General features: G+C 59.5%; 19 protein-coding genes. 7 read left to right on the top strand and 12 right to left on the bottom strand.

All coding sequences use genetic code 11. The features are described 5' to 3' along the window. Positions 1-7: 7 nt before the first annotated feature. Complete coding sequence (patD, locus tag FFB58_RS03695; protein ID WP_138369044.1) at positions 8-1,432, top strand: aminobutyraldehyde dehydrogenase; 1,425 nt, start codon at positions 8-10, stop codon at positions 1,430-1,432. Between the two features lie 200 nt (positions 1,433-1,632). Next, positions 1,633-3,081: a flagellin gene (locus FFB58_RS03690; RefSeq protein WP_138369043.1), complete on the top strand. Its 1,449-nt coding sequence runs from the start codon at positions 1,633-1,635 to the stop codon at positions 3,079-3,081. Between the two features lie 17 nt (positions 3,082-3,098). Here FFB58_RS03690 and FFB58_RS03685 read toward each other — a convergent pair whose 3' ends face one another. Together FFB58_RS03685 and FFB58_RS03680 are read right to left on the bottom strand one after the other, a co-directional pair. Then, a complete protein-coding gene (locus tag FFB58_RS03685) occupies positions 3,099-3,281 on the bottom strand; it encodes a DUF1869 domain-containing protein (protein ID WP_039028660.1) in 183 nt (60 codons plus the stop codon). 15 nt (positions 3,282-3,296) lie between these two features. Then, complete coding sequence (locus tag FFB58_RS03680) at positions 3,297-3,626, bottom strand: DUF1971 domain-containing protein (RefSeq protein ID WP_039028661.1); 330 nt, start codon at positions 3,624-3,626, stop codon at positions 3,297-3,299. Positions 3,627-4,047: 421 nt separating this feature from the next. On the opposite strand from FFB58_RS03680, the gene FFB58_RS03675 reads away from it, so the two are divergent. After that, positions 4,048-4,221, top strand: coding sequence for a GhoT/OrtT family toxin (locus FFB58_RS03675; RefSeq protein ID WP_072036615.1), 174 nt, complete (start codon positions 4,048-4,050; stop codon positions 4,219-4,221). Between the two features lie 9 nt (positions 4,222-4,230). Here the strand turns inward: FFB58_RS03675 and FFB58_RS03670 are convergent, their stop codons facing one another. The 8 genes from FFB58_RS03670 to FFB58_RS03635 form a co-directional block, all read right to left on the bottom strand. After that, positions 4,231-5,115, bottom strand: a complete 885-nt coding sequence (locus tag FFB58_RS03670; protein WP_138369042.1) for a GNAT family N-acetyltransferase — start codon at positions 5,113-5,115, stop codon at positions 4,231-4,233. Next, positions 5,112-6,386, bottom strand: coding sequence for an AMP-binding protein (locus FFB58_RS03665; protein WP_138369041.1), 1,275 nt, complete (start codon positions 6,384-6,386; stop codon positions 5,112-5,114). The genes FFB58_RS03670 and FFB58_RS03665 overlap by 4 nt, the downstream gene beginning before the upstream one ends. Positions 6,387-6,428: 42 nt before the next feature. Then, positions 6,429-8,837: an acyl-CoA reductase gene (locus tag FFB58_RS03660; RefSeq protein WP_138369040.1), complete on the bottom strand. Its 2,409-nt coding sequence runs from the start codon at positions 8,835-8,837 to the stop codon at positions 6,429-6,431. A 1-nt stretch (position 8,838) separates the two neighbouring features. Next, entirely contained in the window at positions 8,839-9,966 is a 1,128-nt protein-coding gene (locus tag FFB58_RS03655) for an acyl-protein synthase (RefSeq protein WP_138369039.1), read from the bottom strand. A gap of 27 nt (positions 9,967-9,993) precedes the next feature. Beyond that, positions 9,994-11,235: an MFS transporter gene (locus FFB58_RS03650; RefSeq protein ID WP_138369038.1), complete on the bottom strand. Its 1,242-nt coding sequence runs from the start codon at positions 11,233-11,235 to the stop codon at positions 9,994-9,996. A 233-nt stretch (positions 11,236-11,468) separates the two neighbouring features. Then, a complete protein-coding gene (locus tag FFB58_RS03645) occupies positions 11,469-13,631 on the bottom strand; it encodes a virulence factor SrfC family protein (protein ID WP_138369037.1) in 2,163 nt (720 codons plus the stop codon). After that, positions 13,628-16,609: a virulence factor SrfB gene (locus FFB58_RS03640; protein ID WP_138369245.1), complete on the bottom strand. Its 2,982-nt coding sequence runs from the start codon at positions 16,607-16,609 to the stop codon at positions 13,628-13,630. Before FFB58_RS03640 ends, FFB58_RS03645 begins: the two co-directional genes overlap by 4 nt. 4 nt (positions 16,610-16,613) lie before the next feature. Then, positions 16,614-17,957, bottom strand: coding sequence for an SrfA family protein (locus tag FFB58_RS03635; RefSeq protein ID WP_138369036.1), 1,344 nt, complete (start codon positions 17,955-17,957; stop codon positions 16,614-16,616). Positions 17,958-18,238: 281 nt separating this feature from the next. Here FFB58_RS03635 and FFB58_RS03630 point away from each other — a divergent pair, with 281 nt between their 5' ends. Together FFB58_RS03630 and FFB58_RS03625 are read left to right on the top strand one after the other, a co-directional pair. After that, positions 18,239-19,837 (top strand): ABC transporter substrate-binding protein, encoded by a 1,599-nt coding sequence (locus FFB58_RS03630; protein ID WP_138369035.1) that lies wholly within the window; start codon positions 18,239-18,241, stop codon positions 19,835-19,837. Between the two features lie 299 nt (positions 19,838-20,136). Next, on the top strand, positions 20,137-20,370 hold the full coding sequence (locus FFB58_RS03625; protein ID WP_138369034.1) for a YdcY family protein: 234 nt from the start codon (positions 20,137-20,139) through the stop codon (positions 20,368-20,370). Position 20,371: 1 nt separating this feature from the next. On the opposite strand, the gene FFB58_RS03620 is transcribed toward FFB58_RS03625, so the two are convergent. Together FFB58_RS03620 and FFB58_RS03615 are read right to left on the bottom strand one after the other, a co-directional pair. Next, positions 20,372-20,821 carry a DMT family transporter gene (locus FFB58_RS03620; protein WP_138369033.1) on the bottom strand — a complete coding sequence of 150 codons (450 nt, stop codon included), beginning with the start codon at positions 20,819-20,821 and terminating at the stop codon, positions 20,372-20,374. Beyond that, positions 20,818-21,336, bottom strand: coding sequence for a GNAT family N-acetyltransferase (locus tag FFB58_RS03615; RefSeq protein ID WP_138369032.1), 519 nt, complete (start codon positions 21,334-21,336; stop codon positions 20,818-20,820). The genes FFB58_RS03620 and FFB58_RS03615 overlap by 4 nt, the downstream gene beginning before the upstream one ends. A 151-nt stretch (positions 21,337-21,487) precedes the next feature. Between FFB58_RS03615 and FFB58_RS03610 the strand changes: the two genes are divergently transcribed. Next, on the top strand, positions 21,488-22,063 hold the full coding sequence (locus FFB58_RS03610) for a helix-turn-helix domain-containing protein (protein WP_138369031.1): 576 nt from the start codon (positions 21,488-21,490) through the stop codon (positions 22,061-22,063). A 65-nt stretch (positions 22,064-22,128) separates the two neighbouring features. Next, positions 22,129-23,169 (top strand): NADP-dependent oxidoreductase, encoded by a 1,041-nt coding sequence (locus FFB58_RS03605; protein ID WP_138369030.1) that lies wholly within the window; start codon positions 22,129-22,131, stop codon positions 23,167-23,169. The last annotated feature ends 217 nt before the right edge of the window (positions 23,170-23,386 follow it).

Genomic DNA, 23,386 nt, shown 5'->3' with positions numbered 1-23,386 from the left:
AAATGCTATGCAAACTCAACTGCTGATTAATGGTGAACTGGTCAACGGCGAAGGGGAAAAGCAGCCGGTCTATAACCCTGCCACCGGCGAGGTGCTGCTGGAGATCGCCGAAGCCTCGGCGGCTCAGGTGGATGCTGCGGTACAGGCTGCCGACCGGGCCTTCGCCAGCTGGGGTCGCACCACGCCGAAAAGCCGCGCCGAATGCCTGCTGAAACTGGCGGACACCATTGAAGACAATGCCGACGCCTTAGCGGGGCTGGAGTCGCAAAACTGCGGCAAGCCGCTGCACTGCGTTAAAGGCGATGAGATCCCGGCCATTGCCGATGTGTTCCGCTTCTTTGCCGGGGCGGCGCGCACCCTCCACGGCTCGGCGGCGGGAGAATATCTTGAGGGCCATACCTCGATGATCCGCCGCGACCCGGTTGGAGTGGTGGCGTCAATCGCACCCTGGAACTATCCCCTGATGATGGCGGCGTGGAAGCTGGCCCCCGCGCTGGCCGCCGGTAACTGCGTAGTGCTCAAACCGTCCGAGATTACGCCGCTCACGGCGCTCAAACTGGCGGAGCTGGCAAAAGATATCTTCCCGGCCGGGGTCATCAACGTCCTGTTCGGCCGGGGTAAAACCGTTGGCGACCCGCTCACCGGGCACGACAAGGTGCGGATGGTGTCGCTCACCGGTTCAATCGCTACCGGGGAGCACATCATCGGCCATACCGCCTCGACGATTAAGCGCACCCATATGGAGCTGGGCGGCAAAGCGCCGGTGATTGTCTTTGACGATGCCGATCTCGACGCCGTAGTGGAGGGCGTTCGCACCTTCGGATTCTACAACGCCGGGCAGGACTGCACCGCCGCCTGCCGCATTTATGCCCAGAAAGGGATCTACAACGCGCTGGTTGAAAAGCTGGGGGCTGCGGTCTCGAGCCTGAAGATTGGCGCGCCGGATGATGAAAGCACCGAGCTGGGCCCGCTGAGCTCCCAGGCGCACCTGGATCGGGTGTGCAAGGCGGTGGATGAGGCAAAGGCGCTGGGGCATGTGCAGGTGATCACCGGTGGCAGCAAGCACGACGGCAAAGGCTACTGGTTCCAGCCCACCGTGCTGGCGGGGGCGAAGCAGGAGGATGCCATCGTCCAGCGGGAGGTCTTTGGCCCGGTGGTGAGCGTAACGGCGTTCGACGATGAAGAGCAGGTCCTCAACTGGGCCAACGATTCACAGTACGGGCTGGCCTCTTCGGTATGGACCCAGGACGTTGGCCGCGCGCACCGCGTCAGCGCCCATCTGCAGTATGGCTGCACCTGGGTCAACACCCACTTTATGCTGGTGAGTGAAATGCCTCACGGCGGGATGAAAATGTCTGGCTATGGCAAGGATATGTCGGTGTATGGCCTCGAAGATTACACCGTGGTTCGCCATATCATGATCAAACACTGATCCTGCGTTTCCGCCGCTTGCAGCCCTTGCAATCGGCGGGAACGGAATATATTTTTTTAAATACATTAGCTTGGTGAATATATTAAAATGACCACATCGCCACATGGAAAATATATCGTCTGGTTTTATTAAATATTTCCTAAATAAAATTTTGAGCGGGCCGATAGAGTAGTCAGACCAGACAAACGGCCCTGTTCATCATGCTTGCAATTAATCATAACGAGATTGCCGGGCTCTCGCTTAAGTCCCGGAAAGCTAACACCACGTTGCTTTCTCAATCCATTGAGCGGCTCTCCTCAGGACTTCGTATTAACAGCGCAAAGGATGACGCGGCCGGGCAGGCAATTGCCAACCGGATGTTTTCAAATATCAATGCGGATAGCGTTATCACCCGGGGGCTCGACGACGCCATAAGCCTGGCGCAGACGGCGGAAGGGAGCCTCAGCGATATCGGAAATATGCTGATCAAAGCCAAAGGTCTCGCTATCCAGGCGGCGAACGGCACCTTATCGCAGTCGGATCGGGACAGTATTAACCAGGAGTATCAGCAGATCCTGGCAACCATTACCCAGGTCTCTGAACAAACTGAGATTTTTGGCCAATATCCGCTGGCGACTGACAAGCCGGTATTACCGCCGCAATTAATTGGCGATGTTGCGCCGCTGAATACCAAATTCCCGGTGGCGGGTACCGATTATTCCTTCAGCTCGGGAATTATTCCACTGGCCTATATTCCCGCCGGATCGACAAATATCACCATCACTATTGATTCACTGGGCCTGGATGACGATCTGCAGATATTTACCCGCGACGGGAAACATCTCGCCGGCACGCCGTTAAACGGCCCGGATGCGGATTACACCTGGGTCAGCCGGGGAATCACCGACGGGGCAAAAGCCACCGCATCGGTGCTGACCGCCAAAAACGGTTTCAGCAGCGGGGCGGTCTACGATGACTCTCAGCTGATCGACGGCGGCCCCAGCTGGAGCCTGAGCGGCGAAGCGCTGAGCTATAACGGCATGACCATTACCTACAGCGGGGATGGCGACCGTTATGAGGACGTCGCGAGCGGAGCCTGGAACGATGGTGCCAACGGTTCTAACCGCATCGAACGCGTCACGCTGGATACGGTGACGGAAGATCTGCTGGTGATGGTGGTGGGAAGCGGCTCTTTCACCAGCAACATTACCTGGGGAACGCTGCCAGCGCCCACTATTACGCCTGCGGTTCCGCCGAAGCAGAGTCGGCCGATAGAGGTCGTCACCAGCGCCAACTTCGGGGAGGAGATGCAGACCACCACCATTGAGCCGACCCCGACGGATCTGAAGACGCTGCAGCTGGAAGGTACCGACATGACCACCGAGGCGGGTGCCAGGAAAACCATGGGATTACTGGATGCCGCGCTGGATAAGGTGAGCAGCTATCGCGGGCAGTATGGCGCGATGATGAACCGGTTTGAATCGAGCAAAGCGGTGCTGTCCCAGCAGAACGTGGCGATGCAAACCGCCCGCAGCCGCATTCAGGACGCTGATTATGCCGCCGAGGCCAGCCAGCTTGCCCGGGCGCAGATCCTGGAGCAGAGCCAGAATGCGGCCCTTAAAATAGCGAATCAGGTGCCGCAAACGGTGCTGGAACTGCTTAAGATGTAACAGGTTGCGGCGGTAAACTACCAGCCGCACACCTCATGCTCATTTTCCGTGTCGTAAGCGCGCACGGTATTCACCAGGTTTTTCACCACCTCAGCGGCGACGTCCGGGATCAACAGCTCCATCGGCGTCTCCGTCTCATGATCCACCGATACGCCGTTGCTGTTATTGGTAACGGTGACGGTATAGGTTGCTTTACCCATGATGTAACTCCTTCTCTATTTACGACTTCTCAACACGTCGGGTTCGACGAAAAAGTCGATATTGAAATACGTGTCTTCGGTCATCACCTCGATGTGATGCCAGCGTTCAGGCGGAAAGACGCCAAAATGGCCAGCTTCAATAATCAGGATGCTGTCCGGTTCAGGTGAGGTTTCGTCGGCGTAGCCGAGATAACGCACCGCGCCCTGCATGACGCTAAGACGTGGATAGACGCCCGGCCGGGTGCCGGTATCGAGATGGCGCTTAAAGATGCCCGGTGGGGCAGAGGCTTTGGTCCAGAACGGTGTGGAACGGGTATGAATACAACTTTGCGGAATACGCAGCATAACATCCTCCCTGTAAGAATTAGGGTTATTACAGCACGGATGGATGCGCAGTAGTTGCTAAAATGTGCATTTAAAATGCGCTTTTAAGTGGTACTCCTGAGGTAGGCTATACTTACTTATTCCGAGGGCCACAAAGGAGAGTCTGATGCTACAAGTCGATAAAGACAAATCCCGTAAAGTACCCGATTCGGGTAACAAAAAGCCTCAACCGGTTAAGAAATAGAGCCGGAAACCAGGGCCGCCTAGTGCGGCTCTGGTTATTGATAGCCCCGAAAAACCCCGTCAAAAAGTTGTAGCGAATGCTACCCAACTGTTATTACCACGCAAAAAACGTGGATAATGTGTAACAAAAAAACTTGATCCTTATCAACATATGTCGCATATTGCGCGCGGTTATTGAACAGCAAATTGGGTCATTGAAATGACGTTGTACCAAAAGATGTTAATGTTTTACGCCGTCATGGCGACGATTAGCGCCCTGATCACCTGGTTTCTCTCCAAAGATCGTAAACGTATCCGCTTTCTGAGCGCCTTTCTGGTGGGCTCCACCTGGCCGATGAGCTTCCCGGTCGCACTGCTGATCTCGCTGTTTTGATGTTCCCGCTCAGACCCGCGCGTTCGCCTGCAATGCGCTGGCGAAAGGGCAACTGAGCGGCAGTTCCTGTTTACTGAATCCCCGTTGTAACAACCACCACCAGCGGCCCTCGCTGGCAGGTTTAAGCCCCATATCCCGAAATCCCGCATGATGTAAAACCGGCAGGTGGGTCATCAGCCCTTCATCAACCGGTATCCGAACATAGACCAGGCGATTTTCGGGGAAGCGGGCGAGGTCGTCGCAAATGGCTCCCTGCAAGGCATGAACCGTGATATCCACCCGCTCACCGGCGAGCGTCGTTTCCACGGGGACGATTGCGGGGCTGGCCTGGGGCAGCGGGGCTGAGCCAAACCCGTTTGCCAGCAACGATAACCAGCCGTTATGCGGCGCACAAAGCAGGGGAACGGGACGCGGTTTCAGCGCCCGCACGCCAAAAATCACGCTCTCGCGCTGCCCGGCGGCAAAGGGGGATGCGACGTAATCCCGCAGCAGTGCCGTGGCGTGAAATTCCAGCGTTTTTGCCAGCTGCTGGGAGTGGGGATGGCTGCATACCATTTTGATGGTCAGCGTACTGAGCCGCATCTTTTGCGCCGTGGCACACAGATGCTGCCCCAGGGCGGTGGCAATACCTCGATGGCGTATCGACGGATGGGTGACGAACATCGCCAGTTCCGCGTGCCGATCCTCTGGCTGCTGCCGCCAGAGCGTGGCATGCCCGACAATCACGCCGTTTTGTTCCGCCACGGCGCTGCGCCAGTGGCCCTGGCTGTTATGCCAGCCGATCATGCCCGGCAAATAGATATCCGGATAGACATAACGTTCGCCATACACCAGGCGAAACAGCGCGCTGACGCCCGCGGAATCATCTGGCTGAAAGCAGCGGATAGCGATCACGATGTTTCTCCGACGGTTTGATAGGCGCGAAGATCGATAACCCGCAGCAGTTTTCCGGTGCGAGGATTGCAAATGAGTTCCACCTGCTGGCACCACTGAATGCGCAGATGCAGCTGGCGGGCGGCGATCATCTCCGCCAGGGCATGATCGCCATCGACCAGCCCCTGAATCACACGTTCGGCGTGATGCTCACTGCCGGAACAGGCGATGCGCAGGGTGACATAATCACAGTTATCGTTGTGCTCCAGCAGCAGTTGCCACTGCGTCTTGCCGAGCTGCTCTGTTATCAGGGCGTCGATCTCATCCGGGAATATCGACGCATAGCCCACCCGCAGCCGATGGCCCAGGCTGCTGCGCCCCTGAAGTACAAATTTGCGCGTCGGGCTGCCGACAGGTTCACGCCACGCGGCGCGATCTCCCGTTGGATAGCGAATTAACGGCATCAGCCTGCGGGTCAGGTTGGTCACGACCAGCATCCCGCTGCGGTCCATCTCGTCGATAGGTTCGCCTGTCACTTCGTCAATAATTTCTACCCGCGTTTCGGGCTCAAACACCCGGTGCTCGCCGGAGCGGCAGTCCAGGGTGCTTGCGCCTATCAGTCCGGCATCCACGCTGGCGCAGCCGATGGAGGCGACGCGGGCGTGGGGGAAGACCTGTTTCAGCAGCTGCATCTGCTTCGCGAACAGGCTTTCGCTGCCAAACAGCAGGGTGGTGATGGCCGGAAACTGGCGCTGCTGTTCCGCCATGATGGCGGCAAAATTCAGCAGCATCGCGGGTACGCCCACCAGCACGTTGATGTCGTGCTGGACGAGTTGCCCCGCCAGGGCGTGAGGCTCCATCATCCCGCTGAACGGATATTCACACACCGGCGTTTCCATGTGCGACAGCGCGCCGTGGATGAACAGAAAGCTGGAATAGAGATCCCCGGCGAAGAACAGGTTCGCCACGCGATCCCCGGCCTTAAGCTGGGCCGACAGGCTACGGCCAAAGCTGGTGACGAACACCTGCCACTCTTCGCGGCTGTAAACGGAGAGTTTCCCTCCGCCGGTGGTGCCGCCCGTTTTAAAGACAATGCCGTTTTCAACGGTGCCCGTCAGCACCGGCCAGTTCTTTAAGCCCGCGCTCTCTTTCCAGTAGCGCTCGGGGTCGACCAGCGGCAGGTCCGTCAGCGTCCAGCCGCGATCCGGCAGATGCTGAAAATGGTGCGCGTAAAACGGCGAGTGTTGCCGGGCGAAATCGACCAGCTGTCGCAGACTATCTGAGTTTGTCATCTGTCATATTCCTTTAAATTTCATACCATCCTGGTACAGAGCTTATCGACGTCTATCAATCACTAACGGCGTCTTACCGCTTTGTGAATGGCGCTCAAATTCCCTGTAATCGCGCCGCTCCACTTTCACTTCGAGTAACGACGACGCCAGCGCCATCGCCAGCTCCGGGTCGCTGCTGATGCGGTGGAGGGTTTCCCGCCGATCGCCCTCGGTCAGCACCCTGATACGCTCCAGCCCGCTCACGGCGTTATGCTCAAGGATCAGCTGCACCTGCACGCCCGCCAGTGCCGCCAGCGCCTGAGGCTGGATAAACATCGTGCCGATACGCACCATGCTGCCGTGACGGCCCAGCAGTTCGAAACGCGGCGTGACCGCACCGCAGGCGCACTCGCCCTCAACCCAGCGTCCCAGATCACCAATCTCATAGCGCACCACCTTTTGCCCCTCGCGCGCCCGGGAGGTGAACAGCAGGCGGCCCACCTCCCCGACGCCGACCGGTTTGTCGCACTCCCGATCGACGATCTCCAGCCACTGGATATCCGCCATCAAATGGAATACACCGTCAGGGCTGGCCGTACAGGCATGCCCCAGCGGCCCGGCATCCACCGAGCCGTACAGCGCGGAGCGGATCGTCCCGACGCCAAAACTCTCGATAAACTTGCGCTGGACGGCTCCCATATGTTCGCCCCCGAGCAGCAGCTTGCGGACGCCGCCGTAGGCGCGCAGCTGTTTTTCTTCCCGGCAGAAAAGCTGATAAAGAGTGCTTGGCATGCCGATCAGCGTATCAACCTGCTGGTCCACAATGGTCCGGGCAATCCCGGCGTAATCCTCATCGTGCGGCCCGCCCATTGGCAGATGCGTCACCCCAAGATTGTCTAGCACGGTAAAGAAACTGAGCAGGCCGCCATACAGATTTCCGGCATACATCAGGTTGAGTACCTTGTCGTGGGCGGGATCGAGCCCGGCGGCAAACATACCGTGGGCGGCAGCCTGCATCTGGCGGTGATAATCGCGATAGGTAAAGCCCGAGAGCTTCGGCACGCCGCTGCTGCCGCCGCTGCGGAACCAGAGCTGGGCGCTGGCCTGCATGGCGCTTTCATTGAAGGCCAATTTATCCATAATCGGCTGATTCGCGGGCAGCTGCGGCGCACCAGGATTCAGATCCAGCGTTGCCTGGCGAGGCAGGGTCGCCTCATCCAGCGTGACGCTGACTCTGCGCGTCAGTTGGGTAAGGGCAAACACGCCGTCGTGCGGCTCGCCGTCATAACTTTGATGCATTCCGCCCACCGGGGTTACGCGGTTTACGCCCGCCGCCAGTAAAAGCTGGCTCAGCGTCACAATATCCCTGTCGCGAGCCAGCAGGCCGCAGGTTTGCAGGTAGTGCCGCCAGGGGAGAAGGGTCTGAACCAGCTCGTGGCGGGGAAGCGGGCGCAGCAGTACGGTGCGATAGAGCGGTGAGGGCTCGAGTGCAACGCTGTTTTGCAGCAGAATTCGCCAGCCGTCACCGGTCCACTGCTGGCTTTGGGTGCCGGTAAAAACGCTATCCAGTTCAAGAAACGCCGCCATGCTGGTGATATCGGCCGCCGATTTCTCGTCCGGCGTCAGCGTGCCCCAGTGGGCGTGGCGACGCTGCATCGCCGTTGCCAGCCGCTCGCCGGTCTCTTTCATCGTGCGCATATTGCAGGTATCCACAAAGACCACCTGCGGACTGGAACAGGCCTGCTGGTTAAACCGGCAGATCTCGTCGGCCAGCGCACCCAGCGCAGTGTCGGTGATGGCATCCGGCACCAGCCAGGCGAAGCTAATTTTGTGTCCCCAGGGGATCCAGCGGCAGCCGCCAGGCAGCTGCTGACGGATGGCATCCAGCGCCGCATCACCGCCCCATGCGGAAACGCCGTCGGCGTGCTTCAGCAGCAGCGGCAGCGCTTTCGTGGCAACGGGAAGAATGGCCACCCTGTTGGTCAGCATCCCGGTCTCATCGCAGCGTATAAACGCCTGCAGCAGGATGCGGGTTATTCCGTTATCTCTGGCGCTGGTACGCAGCCAGTTGATATTGCCTGCCAGCAGGCTCTCCAGGGTCGCCATAAACGGCAGCAGCTCGGCATTCGCCGGGGTGATATGCACTACCACGCCCAGCGGACGCCAGCTCTCAAAGTGAGGTTTGCGGAAATCCCGGCGACGCAGCGAGAAAGGGCTCTCTCCAAGCTCATGCTCCATTTTGTTGCGCAGTGTCTCAGGCTGGCAGAACTGGCGCACGTCCTCCCGGACAGTGCCTGCGATCTCCGGCAGAAACGCGGGGTCGGCTAAGCGCGCCACAAAGCGTTCGGCGCAGGCCAGCAGGATCTCCGGCGGCAGCGGCTTGCTGAGGGTGGTTGGCACGCTTTTATTTAGCAGAGCCAGGGCCTGCTCTGGGGTCATCTGTGAATGACACTCTCCATGGATCAGATACATATTATTTCTCCCGAATCAGTTCAGATGCCGCCAGCGCACAGCTGCGGGCCTTGCTGTTGCTGGCGCGTCCCAGCAGTTCAAACCAGTCTGTCTGCAGGCCGCAGCCGCAGGTTTCTGCCCGGTGCAGCACCGCCAGGTCGCTCATCACCACGCTGTGCGCCGGACTGGAGGTGATATAAGGCGAGACGAACTGCAAAAAGCCGCTCTGGCCGTAATCGTTAACGGCAAAGGTCGCGGTATCACGGGTCCATGCCCGGGCGTAAACCGGCAGATGGAAATGGTGATGGGCGCACTCCACGTAAGGCACGCAGTGCTCAACTGAGCCGTAGCCATCCCGGCAACGACGATCGTCGATCCCCAACTGCTCCCCCAGGCGGGAATAGAAGTGCTGTTTCGGGATCTCCTGGTCGGCGTGGGTCTTCCAGCCGCCGCCAAAAAAGGTCAGCGAGTCGGCAGGCAGTTTCAGGTCAGGCAGCCCCATCTCCCGCATCCGTTCAAGCACGAACCACATAAAGGCCGGGAAGCCGAGGATCCGCACCGGGGCATCATCTTCGGCAAAGGCCTGCAGCGCGCGGATCACGCCAAAAGGATCAAACTCATGGCCGCGACCGGTGTGGCGCAGGGCGTAGACGGCGGATTTGACCGGGGCATATTTGCAGAGAAACTGATCCGTATAGGCGGTGCCGAGGGTGATGGTCTCTGCCGGTTCATAGCTCAGCAGCAGATAGTTGCAGGGGGTATCCGGCGTGTTCCAGCCGTAATGGTCAAAGATCCTGTCCACCATAAACTGCGCGGCTCCGATGCTGCGGGAATCAAACCGCATCCGGCTTTTCTGACCGCTGGTGCCCGACGACGTCAGCTCCAGCGCCTCTTGTCCGCTGGCGCTGAGGAGAAGGTTGCGCTTGAAGTAGTTAGCGAAAACGGGCGGAAGATGCGCCCAGGAATCCAGCGTCAGGGATGCGGGATCGATGCCATGGTGGCTCAGCCAGCGGGCATAGTCGGGCGTGTTTTGCGCATGATAGGCGACAATTTCGCGCATGGCCGAATCGAACAACTCATCCGTTTCGGCACTGCGTTGGTAGGGGTGTGCAAGCGCGCATAGCGCCTCAACACTGGGGATAGTCATCATAATTAACGTCCATATTCTGTTAGTGACTTAAGCGGCAACCGGTTCATCCGTCCGAGTGAGAAGTGTTTTTATCAGCAGCAGCGCAACCAGCGCCGGGAGCGCGGTAAGAACAATAAAGTCGACCAGGCTCTCTCCGGCTCCCAGCAGGGCCAGCAGGGTGCCGCCGAGGCTGAAGATGCCGACCGAGATCATCCCCAGCATGGCAGAGACCGAACCCATACCGTGCGACGAGGAGAAGAGGGTGAGGCGGTACAGCGTGGCGTTGCAAATTCCCAGCCCGAAGGCGTAAATCCCCAGCCCCGCCGCCAGCACATAAATTGAGTCAAACAGCAGAGTGCTAATTAACGCAATAACCAGACCGGCAAACAGCGGAATGGAAGATAAAAACAGCAGTCGGGAAAGAACGTATTTATCGGCGATGAAATTGAGCGTGATATTTCCGGCGATTAACGCGCCAAATATCGGCAGCTGCCACAGGGCATATTCCAGATTGCTCATATCCAGATTTTTCACCAGCAGCAGCGGAGAAAGGGCGATCCAGGCCATCAGGGGGAGTCCGGTCAGGCCGAGCGCGGCGCACCCCGCCAGAAAACGGCGGTTACGCAGCAGTTCGCCATAGGTCCGGGCAAGGCTTTTCAGATTAAAGGGCTTACGGGCAAGGGGGCTGGCGTCCCGCCGTGCGACGCCGAGGGTTTCCGGCATCCAGCGCAGCAGCCCAAGCGTGCACAGCGCGGCGAAGGCGGCAAGCAGAATAAACAGGCTTTGCCAGGAGATCCAGGTGAGCAGTACGCTTCCCAGCAGCGGCCCCAGCAGAGGGGAAAGCAGGGCGATGTTGGCGATGATTGCGATCAGGCGTATTGCGTCCGCCTCGTTAAAACTCTCCTGCAATGCCGGGTAGCTGACCACCACCACAAACCCCAGCCCCATACCCTGAATAAAGCGCAGCGCCGTGAACTGCTCGATGGTGACGGTAAAGGGCGTTATCACGCAGGCGATGGCAAACAGGGCGGAACCTGCCAGCAATAGCGGGCGTCGGCCATGGCAGTCTGACAGCGGCCCCAGCAGCCACTGGAACGCCACGCCGCCAAGCAGATAGGCATTCAGCGACCAGGGCACGTAGTGCGGCTCAGCCTGGAAATCGGCGACCACCGCCAGCATGCCGGGCATAATGGCATCGCTGGCGATATAGGTCAGAAGTTCAAAGAAGGCGAGTAATAAGCAAAACAGCAACGCCTGACGGCGTGAAATATAGAGCAGGGAATTAAACATAATGGCCTGAGAGGTATTTAATTAGCCTGTGTTTTTAACACCGTATGAAGAAAAATGTCTCTCAAGTTTTATTGAAATTACGCGTTGGTTTATTTCATATTATTTTGCTGAATTAATATATTTTCGAACATCAGTGATATTTATATTCGCCGGTAGCGGTGCAAGCACCTTATCAGGCCTACAATCTGCATTGACTGTAGGCCTGATAAGCGTAGCGCCATCAGGCGTCGGTTTCAGGCGAGCAAGCCCTGCAACTGGCGACGGTCTTCCTGCGTCAGGTCATGGGGGTGCAGATACCCGATGTTATCAATCGCCTGGGTGTACAGCGCCACCAGCCAGTCATAAACATAGGCCGTGGCGGCATGCACCGGCTGCTCCCCGAGGCGGGTTAAGCGTGGCGCGCTGCTGATGACCGCTGGCGTCACAAACACCGGCTGATCCTTGCGGATGCGGCTGGCCGGGCGTTCAGAGGCTGGGGTCTGCGCGTAGCCGACCCAGCCGACAAAGTTACCCAGGGCGGCATGCAGTTGCGCGGCGCTGCTTTTATCGGTATCGACAATTTTCTTCAGCTGCGTGAGCAGGTTCAGGCGGTAGCTGGCGATCACCAGTACATCACCGATCTGCTGGAGGATCGCGGTCTCAAGACCCAGACGGCTGGCGACCGCCTCGTCGCGGCTCCACTGGCGCAGGTGATTGATCCACACCTGATGCGCCAGACGGGCCTTGTCGGTGGGCTGTAACATCTCATCGCTCTCATGGGCGCTGTCGGCAAACAGGTCGATGGCGTCGGTAAACAGACCGTTGACCTGCTCCTCGCGCGGCTGCTGCACGGCGAGCAGCGTCTCAAAGGCGCGCAGCGGCGGGAGTAGCCCTTCCAGAAGCTCGCCGTGACGGGCGGCGCTCCCTTGCAGGGCACGCACCATCGCTTCGGCGGCAAGGCGCTGAGCGGCAGGATCCTGAGTCAGCGGGGCGAGATACCCCTGCATCAGCTGCTGGAGCTGGCGCTGATGCTGCTGGCGTAACGCCTGCAAACGGGTCTGGCGCTGGGAGGGCAGCGTCGCCTGGGACAGCCACTCGATCACCCGCTGCATGCTGCTGGTGTCGAGCGCCTGCAAGGTTCCCCAGTGCTGGCCGGGTTTACCCAGCAGCTGCTGCACGGCTTCGTCGAGATTGGTACGGCGGGTGAAACGCGCATCCTGCGGGGTAATGGCCCACACCAGGCCCGGCAGAGCGGCATCGTCACCCGGCTGGGTGGCTTTCACCCAGTTGAGCAGCATTTTCGCGGTTCGGGCGGTCTGGCCGTGATGGGCGGTGGCATTGCAGATCACCAGCACGTCCGGCTGCAGCTGCTGGCGATAGTGCTCCAGCAGCCACTGCTGTTTGGCCTGGGCGAGAGGCAGATCCGGCTGGGTCGACGGGGCAGGAATATCAATGATATCCACCCCGGCCAGGGCGCACTGTTCAACCGGCAGGATCAGCTCCCGGGTCAGCAGGGCCAGCACGTCCAGCGGAATGCTGATGGCGTTGAGCAGTTCGCCGTTGTGTAGCGGATGCAGCACCGCCTGCTGAACGTCCGGCAAGGAGATGTCGCCGCGGGTGAGGAACCCTTCGGTCGGCAGACCAAAGTTGTCCACCAGCAGGCTCAGCGGCGCGGCCAGCTCCTGGGCATGGCTGGTCTGGTGCAGAATATGCGCCAGCTTGAGCCACTCCTGGGTCAGCTCCTGCTGCTCGCCCCAGAGTAAAGACCAGACGCTGGCCCGGGTGCTCAGATCCAGCGACGGCAGCAGCAGGGCGAACTGGTGCCACAGGGCATCGTCCATCTGCTGAGCCGCAGCGGGAACCGTGTCGCGCCAGTAGTGGGCGATAGTCCCAACGTCAGCGGGGGTGATCCCCGGTACGCTCTGGGGCTGGCGCAGGGCGCGCCACTTCTCCAGACGCGCTTCGATAACCGATTTATCCACCGCCGGGAGCGTGGCGCGGGCCAGAAACACCTGCACCAGTTCGGCTTCGCTGAGCAGGCTCAGGCGCAGTGGAAAGGCGTCGTCTGCCACTTCTGCCGCGTTCGAGGTGAAGCGCAGCGCCATATTGGTCAGGGCGTGGCCGGGATTAATGTGCGAAAAATAGTCAAAGGTTCGCTGGCCGACGGTCACGTTCATTCGCTGACTGTCGCTGCCGCACAGGGTGGCGAGCAGGTGCGCTTTTGCCGCCTGGGAGTGGCCGTACAGGCCGATGGTGCTGCCTGCGGTCAGCGCACGTGCAATCGCGTTTTCCCGCGCGTCGGCCATCGCCAGTCGCGCCAGCAGGGCGTCGGCGTCATTATCGAGGATCGGAGCGTGCTGACGCGTTGCGTTGATCCACCCGATTAACGCCTGAGTAGTGGTCGTCGTGGCTGTCATTTCAGGTATACGCTCCCGCTGTCGATCCAGTAATGGCTACCGCTGTGTCGGCGATCGGCCAGAGTATTCAGTTTAAAGGTCAGGGCATCCGCCGCCACCGGCGTGCCGTCCTGCAGCCAGGCGTCGCTCAGCTCAAAGGCTTCCGGGCCTTCCTGTTTAGTGCCGCCGCAGAGCTTCAGGCGCACGTTCAGCACCCCGTCCCCGGCGATGGACTTTGCCAGCTCGGCCGAGTTAATGCTCAGGGTATAAAGCGGGGTGGCAGGCCAGCGGGCGTTCGCCAGCTGACGGAAGCCGAGGGTAACGTTGCCGCGCAGCGGGAAGTGCAAGCGCGTATCCAGCTTCGCCCCCGGCTTGTCGAGGTCGATGTCCTGATACCAGACGTTCTCGTCGCGCAGGGTATTCACCGTGTTATCCAGCACGCCCAGGTAGCGCACCGTGGAGTAGGCGCCGATATCCGCCGCCTTAAAGTTGAAGCGCGGCAGGCGCAGATCCAGGGCCAGGCTACAGAGCATCGCCCCGACCGCCGCGGTAGATTTCGGGTTGCCGATGCGCCCCTGCTGGCTGAACGGATACCACTCATGCACCCGGTACTTGTCCAGCCACACCATACGGCTGACCGGAACCGGCTGCAGATGGCGGATCAGCGCCTGAACGCCCGGCAGACAGCCCGGACGCCCGGTGATCAGCAGAATATCGCAGGCGTAGTGAGAGATCGCCTCGGCCACCGCGTGCAGCGGCGCGGCCAGGGTGAAGTGCCCGGCCAGCATCGCATCCTGCATCTCGCGGAAGTTGACGTGCAGCGGCACGGCAAACAGGTCGAACGGCGCGGAGCCCGCAGGCAGGGCGTGTTCGATAGCCTGTTGCAGGTAGTTCATCACGTTGCGCGTTGGCTTGCGGGTCAGCAGATCGCCAAAGGTGGCGTGCAGCCCGTCCAGCGGATCGTCGACGTCGCTGGCTTCCCAGGCGGCGAGGATCGCATGGCCAATGGGCATAAACAACTGCAACGCCGTCTGCTGGCGCAGCACCGCCTGGGTGTCGATGCGCCCGGAGTCGCCAAACAGCGAGGCCATCAGCAGGGAGGCATCGGCAATGCCGGATTTCTGCAACTGCGTCTGCAGGGCTGGCAGGATGTAGCGCTGAATGACGTCCAGCAGCGTGTCGTCGCCCGCCACCTTAAAGCCTTCGCGGAACAGCAGCTGCGGGGTGATCTTGACGTTGCTGCCGGAACCATCGTCGAGCTGGTAATGGGTGATCGCCATATCAGTGGTACCGCCGCCGATATCAATCGAGGCCACGCGCAGGGCGCGACCCGGCTGACAACCTGGCTCCGGCTCTCGATCCGGGCGGGCAAGGGCGGCGAAAAACGCTTCCGTCTGGCCGTTGTAGTGGGAGATGGCCTCGTTGTAGAGCCACACCAGCTGGCCGCAGCTGGCCTCGTCCCACTCCATCTGGATCTCCGGCACCGGCACCACGCTTTTTTCCTGCTGCTTACGGCTGGAGAAGTCGTCATCCTGCGGGTGCCAGCCCATCGCTTTCCAGACGATGGCGATAGCTTCGAACATGCGGCGGCGGAAGATCTCCCGCTCCTGCTTCGGCATCGCCGACGGCAGGGTGAGGATCAGGGTGCGCAGCTGACGCGGTGAGGCCGGGAAGCCCAGACGCAGACGGGTGGCAACGCTGTTGATCTGCCCCAGCGCCTGCGCCAGCAGCTCGCAGAGCATGTGGGTCATCAGGGTGCTGCGGCTGTACTGCGGGGAAAACACCGGCAGACGCTCATCCTGCGGCAGGGTGAACAGCGGCTGGCCGTCGTCGTTCATCAGGTTCATCAGCGGGAAGGCGGTCGCCAGCGGTTCGCGCTGGGTTTTGGCATTCATCTGGCTGAAGCGCCAGTCCTGCACCACCGGGGTTTCATCCCACAGATAACGGCGCGGGCTGGAGATGCCGCTGTTGCCTTCGGTGCCCAGACGCTGGGTGGCGAGCTTGCGCGCCTCGTCGCCCACGCGCACGATGGAGGGCCAGACAAAGGCGTCTTCGCGCCCGCTCTCCACCGAGAAGTGCTGCTTGCCGAAACGGGCTTCGGAGAACTCCAGGCGGCTGGTAAACAGCGGCTCATTCAGGAACTGCGGCTCGCTTAACGAGCGCACCTGCAGCTCGGCGGTCTGGCGCAGGCCGTCGTTAGCGTCACCGTGGTCTTCGATGATTACCCCGCAGGTGTGGGTGTTGCCGACATCCAGAATCAGATCCACCGGGATCGCCGGGGTGCTCAGCGTGTGGGTGACAAATTTCACTTCCGGGACAGTGAGCTGCTCGCCCAGCATCGCCAGAACGTTCAGCCAGTGCGCCTGGTACTCAAAGTTGCGCATCGCCAGCTGAAGATCGCGTTCAGCGCGGTTCTCCACGCCGGTCGCGTACTGGGTGAAGGCCTCGCGCAGCCAGCCGTCAATCCAGGTCTGGTCGAGGAAGTTCGCCACTTCATCGTCGCGCCAGGCCAGCGCGAAGCGGGTGCCGTTGAGAATGTCGTTCTCCACCGGCGACAGGGGGCTGGTGGCGTGGGCGGCAATCTGGCTGTCCAGCGCCAGGGTGACGCGGTGGCTGTTTCCGGCGTTATCCGGGGTCTCCAGCTTGCGGACCTGCACGCGCGCCCAGTTATCCGGGCCTTCGACGAAGGTGCGCGGCGGGTTGAAGCGCAGGAACGGCACCGGCAGCCAGACGCCATCCAGTACCGCCAGCGACTGCTGCAGCGGAATGGTACTTTCCGGTTTTACCACTTCCGGCTGTCCGCCGTGGGTGGCGGGCAGAGTGTAGCGGCCGTTGACCAGATCGTAATCCAGGCGCAGCAGGGGGCCGTTGGCGGTTTTACGCACAAAACGCCCGCTCTGGGCGGAGTCCTGCGGGGTCAGGCCGAAATCAAGAAACTGTACGCCGCTGTTGGCAATCAGCGTCACGCTCTGTTTGTAGTCGCAAAGGTTTACCAGCATAGGATCACGCACCTGTCTTCCTGAATGTCAATGGAACCACGGTCTTCGCGTCGTAGCGCGCGCTGCATTCCGCCACGTCACTGGTGCCGGCCTTACAGGTAATTTCCGGCATCGGGTAGCGCGAGCCGTCAGCGCAGCGGGCGTTGCCCCGGGTTTTAATCAGCAGCTCGCCGTTGCTGTGCAGCCCGGAGAAGACCTCCACGCGGCAGACCACGTTATCGCCATGAACGACGCGGGCCGATCCTTTGTTGTTCTGAATCTGATAGCGCATTGACGGCGGCTTGCCGGTGATCGGATCGGTAACGTCCAGCATCACCCGCCAGCTTCCGTTGAGAAAACGCGTCGAGCCGGATTTCACCTGACCGGCTTCCATCACCAGGGCGTCTTTCGGGATCGCGGCAATCACGACCGGCTCCGCAGGGGCAGGTTCAGGGGCTTTTACTTCCGCCACTTCAGCCTGATGTAACGGCAGCTTCAGCGGCAAAGGTTCAACCGCGGCAACCGCTTTGGGCTCAATCGCCACCGGAGCGGCGGCGACGGCGGCTTTTACCGGCTCGGCGATCGGGGACTGTTTCGGCCACAGCAGCGGGGCGGCAACGGCGGCAACCACCACGGCGGCAACCGGCAGGGACCACAGCGGAACGCGGCGCTTTTTCGTCGCCACGACCGTCGGAGCTGGCTCTGGCTCCGGCTCGCTGGCGGTCATCACCGGCGCAGGCTGCGCTTCGTACAGATCGTTCGCGGTGATGTTTACCGTTGCAGGGGCGGCAACCAGCGGTTCATCGGCCTTTTCAAAGACGATGGCCGGGGCGGCTTCCGGCTCTGGCTCAGGCTCAGGCTCGGCGGCAGGCATCGGGACCGGCAGCAGGGAGGCGCGCAGGCAGTCGAGAATATCCTCGCGCGCGTTTTCATTGAGGTTTACAAACCCCCAGAAGGTGATCACCGGCTTACCGTCGACCAGGAACAGGAAGTTTTCGCCCGGGAACTGAAAGGCTTTTGACAGCAGGGAACCAAACAGCTGCTGGGCGGTTTTCGGCGACTGAAGCGACTTTTTGCTCAGGGACTCCACGCTCGACAGGGTGCTTTCCAGCAGGCGCAGCGCACGGAAGCGCGCATCTTCGTCGGCGGCTTTCCAGCTGATAACCGCGCCGTCCACCGGGGAATACCAGTCCACCCGGTCGCCTTCATCGTTGACCTGCGGGATAGCCAGACAATCGACGATCGCCTGCTGTTTGCGCAGACGCAGCGCCTCACGGATTTGCAATGCTGATTCAAAAACGGCCTGTCCGCCGCCGCCAACGGCCTGAAAATCATCCAGATTGCCGCTGCGTAAAAGGGTTTTTGCCACGATTTGGTCCCATAGACTTTTTCACGTGTCTACTTTACGAAATCTGCCGGCAAGCAAACGGCAGAAGAGACGGCAAAAGGGGCGATTTCTTGCAGCATTGAGAGGACGGAAAGTGCTTGACGTTGAATGTACCTTAAGGCAAATCACCGTCCGGCCATTGGCGGGAAAATCAGCGGAAATAACTGCTTGAGAATAACCTGATAGTGTTTCGTTATTTGCCACAGGAATAGGGCTGTGCTGTTATTACAGTTCTTTATAATAAAACCAAACAGGTAATAACCATGTCTACAGGGAAAACTCTCCTCGCGCTGGCGTTAAGCGCGCTGCTGCCAGCGGGCGCCGCATGGGCGGCCAATACCGACACCATTATCTACTGCTCTGAAGCCTCGCCGGAGTCGTTTAACCCGCAGATCGCCAGCTCCGGCCCGACCTTTGTCGCCAGCTCGCAGGTGCTGTATAACCGCCTGATTAACTTCGATCCGGTGAAAAACACCCCGGTGCCATCGCTGGCGGAGTCCTGGACCATCTCCCCGGATGGCAAAACCTATACCTTTACCCTGCGCAAAGGGGTGAAGTTCAACAGCAATAAATTCTTCAAACCAACCCGCGACTTTAATGCCGACGACGTTATTTTCTCGGTTATGCGTCAGAAAGACCCTAAGCACCCTTACCATAACGTCTCCCAGGGCAACTACGAATACTTTAACGACGTCGGCCTGGATAAGCTGATTCAGGAAGTGAAGAAGATTGACGATACCCACGTCCAGTTTGTCCTGAGCGAACCGAATGCGGCCTTCCTCGCCGACTGGGGGATGGACTTCGCCTCGATCCTCTCTGCGGAATACGCCGACGCGATGCTGAAAAAAGGCACCCCGGAGAACGTGGACACCTGGCCGATTGGCACCGGGCCATACGTGCTCCAGCAGTACAAGGTCGACTCGCAGATCCGCTATCTGGCTAACCCGAACTACTGGGATGGCGCGGTTCCGACAAAACACCTGATCTTCTCTATCACCCCGAACGTGGAAACCCGTCTGGCGAAGCTGCAAACCAACGAGTGCCAGATCATTCCTGCGCCATCACCGGTGCAGTTTGACGTGATCAAGAAGAACAAAGACCTGACCCTGCATACCGTTGATGCGTTAAACGTCGGCTATCTGGCGTTCAATACCGAGAAAAAGCCGTTTGATAATGTGCTGGTGCGTCAGGCCCTGAACTACGCCACCGATAAAAAAGCGATCGTCAACGCGGTATTCCTCGGCTCCGGCACGGTGGCAAAATCGCCGATCCCGCCGAACATGATGGGCTTTAACAAAGATCTGCAGGATTACGGTTACGATCCGGAAAAAGCGAAAGCGCTGCTGAAGCAGGCCGGGCTGGAGCAGGGGGCGGAAGTGACGCTCTGGTCGATGCCGGTGCAGCGTCCGTATAACCCGAATTCACGCCGTATTGCCGAGATGATCCAGAGCGACTGGGCGAAGGTGGGTATCAAGGCGAAGATTGTCTCCTATGAGTGGGGCGAATATCTCTCCGGCATGCGCAAAGGTGAGCACGACAGCGCGCTGTTTGGCTGGATGTCGGATAACGGCGACCCGGATAACTTTGCCGACGTGCTGCTGGGCTGCGACAGCATCAAAACCGGCTCCAATGCTGCACGCTGGTGCGACAAGGGCTATGATGACCTGGTGCAGAAAGCGAAGCTGACCAGCGATCCGGCAGCCCGCGCGAAGCTCTACGGCCAGGCGCAGGAGATTTTCTACCAGCAGGCACCCTGGATTGCGCTGGCCAACGGCAAAACATTCTACGCCACCCGCAGCAATATTACCGGGTACAGCGTGAGCCTGATGGGAAGTGATTTCTCGAAGGCAAAAGTGAACTGATAAAAACGCCGGGTGGCGCTACGCTTACCCGGCCTACAGGGCACCGTAGGCCCGCGCAAGCGCAGCGCCGCCGGGCAAGGTTTCAAATGCGGCCCCGTAGGCCCGTGCAAGCGCAGCGCCGCCGGGCAAGGTTTCAAATGCAGCCCCGTAGGCCCGTGCAAGCGCAGCGCCGCCGGGCAAGGTTTCGAATGCAACCCCGTAGGCCCGTGCAAGCGCAGCGCCGCCGGGCAAGGTTTCGAATGCAACCCCGTAGGCCCGCGCAAGCGCAGCGCCGTCGGGCAAACTAACAAGGAGTGACAATGTCACATTTAGAGGATGTGGTCGCCCGCGTTGACGCAGCGATCGCCGAAAGCGTGATTACGCATATGAACGAACTGCTGATCGCCTTAAGCGAAGACACTGAACTGACCCGTGAAGATCGCTATGCCCAGCAGCAGCGCCTGCGCAACGCCATTGCCCATCACGGGAAGCAGTATAAAGAAGATCAGGATGCCCGCCATGACAGCCTGACCAAAGGCGGGGTGATCCTGTAATTCAGAACTGGCGTCTTGCGACGAGCCAGGCGCCAATCACCAGCAGTACCGCGCCGCACGCCGGGCCGATCAGCGCCTTCAGCGGCACCCCCTGACTGCGCACCACGTCCATCACCAGACCGCCAATCAGCTGGCTGGCGACCAGCACCGCGATGGTTGTCGCGGCGCCGACGTACTGATACCCGCTGATGCTGGCGAAGACAAAAAACGACCCCAGCAGGCCAGGAATCAATGTCCACCAGCGCACATGGTGCACCAGTTCGCTGAACCCGGCGACGCCGTTTTTAATCAGCAGGATCGAAACAAACAGCACAATCCCCACCAGCGAGTTAAGCAGCATGGCGATAAGAATGGTGCTGGAGGTCTGGGTGATGCGCACCATTAAGGTGTTCTGCACCACCAGGCCAATGCCCGCCGCAACCAGAAATACCAGCGTCAGGGACTGGTTCATCCGATGTTATCCGGCTCGCTGCGCTCGTCGAGCTGCAGCTGCATAAAGGTCAGATCCAGCCAGCGGCCAAACTTGGTGCCCACCTGCGGCATCTGGCCGGTGGTGATAAAGCCCAGCGTCTCGTGCAGATGAATGGAGGCGCTGTTCTGCGCTTCAATTCCTGCCACCATCACGTGTTTACCGATGCGCTTCGCCTCGATAATCAGCTGTTGCATCAACGCCCGACCGATGCCCTTGCCCTGATGATCAGGATGGACGTAAACCGAATGCTCAACCGTATGGCGGAAGCCGTCAAAAGCGCGCCAGTCGCCAAAGGAGGCATATCCCGTGACCACGCCGTCGTGCTCGCTGACCAGTACCGGATAGCCCATCAGCTGACGCGCCTCGAACCAGGCGATGCGGTTATCGGTATCGACGGTTGTATCATTCCAGATGGCGGCGGTGTGCAGCACGGCATGGTTATAGATCTCGCCAATAGCGGCGCAATCCTCTTTAAGGGCATGGCGAATAAGCATGGTGAAACCTCAGTCTGTGTTGTTCACTATAGTAGTACGATTTGTCACGATATTACACAAACAGACACTGGAATGGCTACGGCATAACTCATATCTTTTAGTTATGAAAAAAGCCCGTTGTAATCCATTACTTTCACTATAGTATGACGGGATGAACAATATGTCAGACAATATGAATCAACGGATCAGCGCGCGCATTCGCCTTGAACGCGAATCGCGGGGATGGTCCCTGAGCGAACTTGCCGAGCGGGCGGGTGTGTCGAGGGCGATGATCCACAAGATCGAACGCGCCGACAGCAGCCCCACCGCGACCCTGCTGGCCCGTCTTTCCGGCGCCTTTGGTATCAGCATGTCCACGCTGATCGCCCGCGCCGAGATGCAGGAAGGCAAGCTGCTGCGCTTTGAAAGCCAGCCCGTCTGGCGCGACCCGCAAACGCACTATCTGCGTCGGCACGTCTCCCCGCGTACCGATCTGCCAATCGACCTGGTGCAGGTGGAACTGCCCGCCGCCAGCGATGTGCCGATGCCCGCGTCCTCTTACGCCCTGGCGCGCCAGCTTATCTGGCTCCAGTCAGGGGAACTGGTTTTTCAGGAGGGGGATACCCGCCATGAAATGCGGGCCGGGGATTGTCTGGAACTGGGCCCGCCGAACGACTGCCGGTTTATCAACGAAAGCAATGCGCCCTGTGTCTATCTGGTCGTCAGGCTTAACCAGTCTGGCTCATAATGCCAAAGCAGACAGAAGCAGATGAAGCTAGGCTCTAAGGACGTTTGTATAAAAAGGAGTGAGGTATGAGTCAATCTTCAACGCAGAATCGTCAATGGGTTCTGGCTTCTCGTCCCCAGGGCGCACCCACCGCAGACAACTTTCGCTTAGAAACCACCGATGTTCCCCAGCCCGCCGATGGCCAGCTTCTGCTGCGCACGATGTGGCTCTCTCTCGACCCTTATATGCGTGGCCGCATGAGCGACGCGCCGTCCTATTCACCGCCGGTGGAGATCGATGCCGTGATGGTAGGCGGCACCGTCAGCCGCGTTGAGGCGTCGAACCATCCTGATTATAAGTCCGGTGAATGGGTGCTCGGCTACAGCGGCTGGCAGGAGTATGAACTCTCTGACGGCAGCGGCCTGGTTAAACTGGGCGAAAACCCGGATCACCCCTCCTGGGCGTTAGGCATTCTGGGGATGCCGGGCTTCACCGCCTATATGGGTCTGCTGGATATCGGGCAACCGAAAACGGGCGAGACGCTGGTGGTGGCCGCGGCGACCGGTCCGGTGGGCTCCACCGTCGGCCAGGTGGGCAAGCTGAAAGGCTGCCGGGTGGTAGGCGTTGCCGGTGGGGCGGAGAAGTGCCGCCACGCCACCGAGGTGCTGGGCTTTGACCAGTGTCTCGATCACCATGCCGACGATTTTGCCGAACAGCTTAAGCAGGCCTGCCCGGACGGCATCGATATCTATTACGAGAACGTGGGCGGTAAAGTGTTTGACGCGGTGCTGCCGCTGCTGAACACCCAGGCGCGGGTGCCGGTCTGTGGGCTGGTAAGTGGATATAACGCCACCGACCTGCCGCCAGGGCCGGATCGTCTTGGGTTGCTGATGGGCACCATCCTGAAAAAACGCATCCGCATGCAGGGCTTTATCATCAACCAGGATTATGGCCACCGCATCGAAGAGTTTCAGCAGGAGATGGGGCGTTGGGTCAAAGAGGGCAAGATCCACTACCGCGAGCAGGTGACCGACGGCCTCGAAAATGCGCCAGAGGCACTTATAGGTTTGCTGAATGGTAAAAACTTTGGCAAAGTCGTGATACGCGTCGCGAACAATAACGAATAGTAACGTATATGGCGGATTATTCCGCCATACTAAACTGTGCAAAATTTCAAATAACGTCTTTAATTATACAGGCATAGAATAGTCAAAACGCAGTATACGAAACGGTTTTTATTATTTAATCAATCAATTTTTGTTTTGATTGATGGTTTTCTTTTGACGTAAATCAGGCATGCAGATACAGGATATATCAAATACTCAGCGGTCCGTATTTAACCGC

The organism is Enterobacter sp. MF024 (assembly GCF_005843915.1).
GTDB classification, from domain to species: Bacteria; Pseudomonadota; Gammaproteobacteria; order Enterobacterales; family Enterobacteriaceae; genus Enterobacter; species Enterobacter barmai.
Note: the sequence above shows the minus strand (reverse complement) of the source record. Positions and strands in the feature narration are given on the sequence as shown.

What these genes read in the sequence shown, in the direction of transcription:
- FFB58_RS03690 (WP_138369043.1), top strand. Translation starts at nt 1,633, where the DNA reads ATGCTTGCAATTAATCATAACGAGATTGCCGGGCTCTCGCTTAAGTCC.
- FFB58_RS03680 (WP_039028661.1), bottom strand. Translation starts at nt 3,626, where the DNA reads ATGCTGCGTATTCCGCAAAGTTGTATTCATACCCGTTCCACACCGTTC.
- FFB58_RS03625 (WP_138369034.1), top strand. Translation starts at nt 20,137, where the DNA reads ATGTCACATTTAGAGGATGTGGTCGCCCGCGTTGACGCAGCGATCGCC.
- FFB58_RS03605 (WP_138369030.1), top strand. Translation starts at nt 22,129, where the DNA reads ATGAGTCAATCTTCAACGCAGAATCGTCAATGGGTTCTGGCTTCTCGT.
- FFB58_RS03655 (WP_138369039.1), bottom strand. Translation starts at nt 9,966, where the DNA reads ATGATGACTATCCCCAGTGTTGAGGCGCTATGCGCGCTTGCACACCCC.
- FFB58_RS03610 (WP_138369031.1), top strand. Translation starts at nt 21,488, where the DNA reads ATGAACAATATGTCAGACAATATGAATCAACGGATCAGCGCGCGCATT.
- FFB58_RS03650 (WP_138369038.1), bottom strand. Translation starts at nt 11,235, where the DNA reads ATGTTTAATTCCCTGCTCTATATTTCACGCCGTCAGGCGTTGCTGTTT.
- FFB58_RS03645 (WP_138369037.1), bottom strand. Translation starts at nt 13,631, where the DNA reads ATGACAGCCACGACGACCACTACTCAGGCGTTAATCGGGTGGATCAAC.
- patD (WP_138369044.1), top strand. Translation starts at nt 8, where the DNA reads ATGCAAACTCAACTGCTGATTAATGGTGAACTGGTCAACGGCGAAGGG.
- FFB58_RS03615 (WP_138369032.1), bottom strand. Translation starts at nt 21,336, where the DNA reads ATGCTTATTCGCCATGCCCTTAAAGAGGATTGCGCCGCTATTGGCGAG.
- FFB58_RS03665 (WP_138369041.1), bottom strand. Translation starts at nt 6,386, where the DNA reads ATGACAAACTCAGATAGTCTGCGACAGCTGGTCGATTTCGCCCGGCAA.
- FFB58_RS03675 (WP_072036615.1), top strand. Translation starts at nt 4,048, where the DNA reads ATGACGTTGTACCAAAAGATGTTAATGTTTTACGCCGTCATGGCGACG.
- FFB58_RS03630 (WP_138369035.1), top strand. Translation starts at nt 18,239, where the DNA reads ATGTCTACAGGGAAAACTCTCCTCGCGCTGGCGTTAAGCGCGCTGCTG.
- FFB58_RS03640 (WP_138369245.1), bottom strand. Translation starts at nt 16,609, where the DNA reads ATGCTGGTAAACCTTTGCGACTACAAACAGAGCGTGACGCTGATTGCC.
- FFB58_RS03620 (WP_138369033.1), bottom strand. Translation starts at nt 20,821, where the DNA reads ATGAACCAGTCCCTGACGCTGGTATTTCTGGTTGCGGCGGGCATTGGC.
- FFB58_RS03660 (WP_138369040.1), bottom strand. Translation starts at nt 8,837, where the DNA reads ATGTATCTGATCCATGGAGAGTGTCATTCACAGATGACCCCAGAGCAG.
- FFB58_RS03685 (WP_039028660.1), bottom strand. Translation starts at nt 3,281, where the DNA reads ATGGGTAAAGCAACCTATACCGTCACCGTTACCAATAACAGCAACGGC.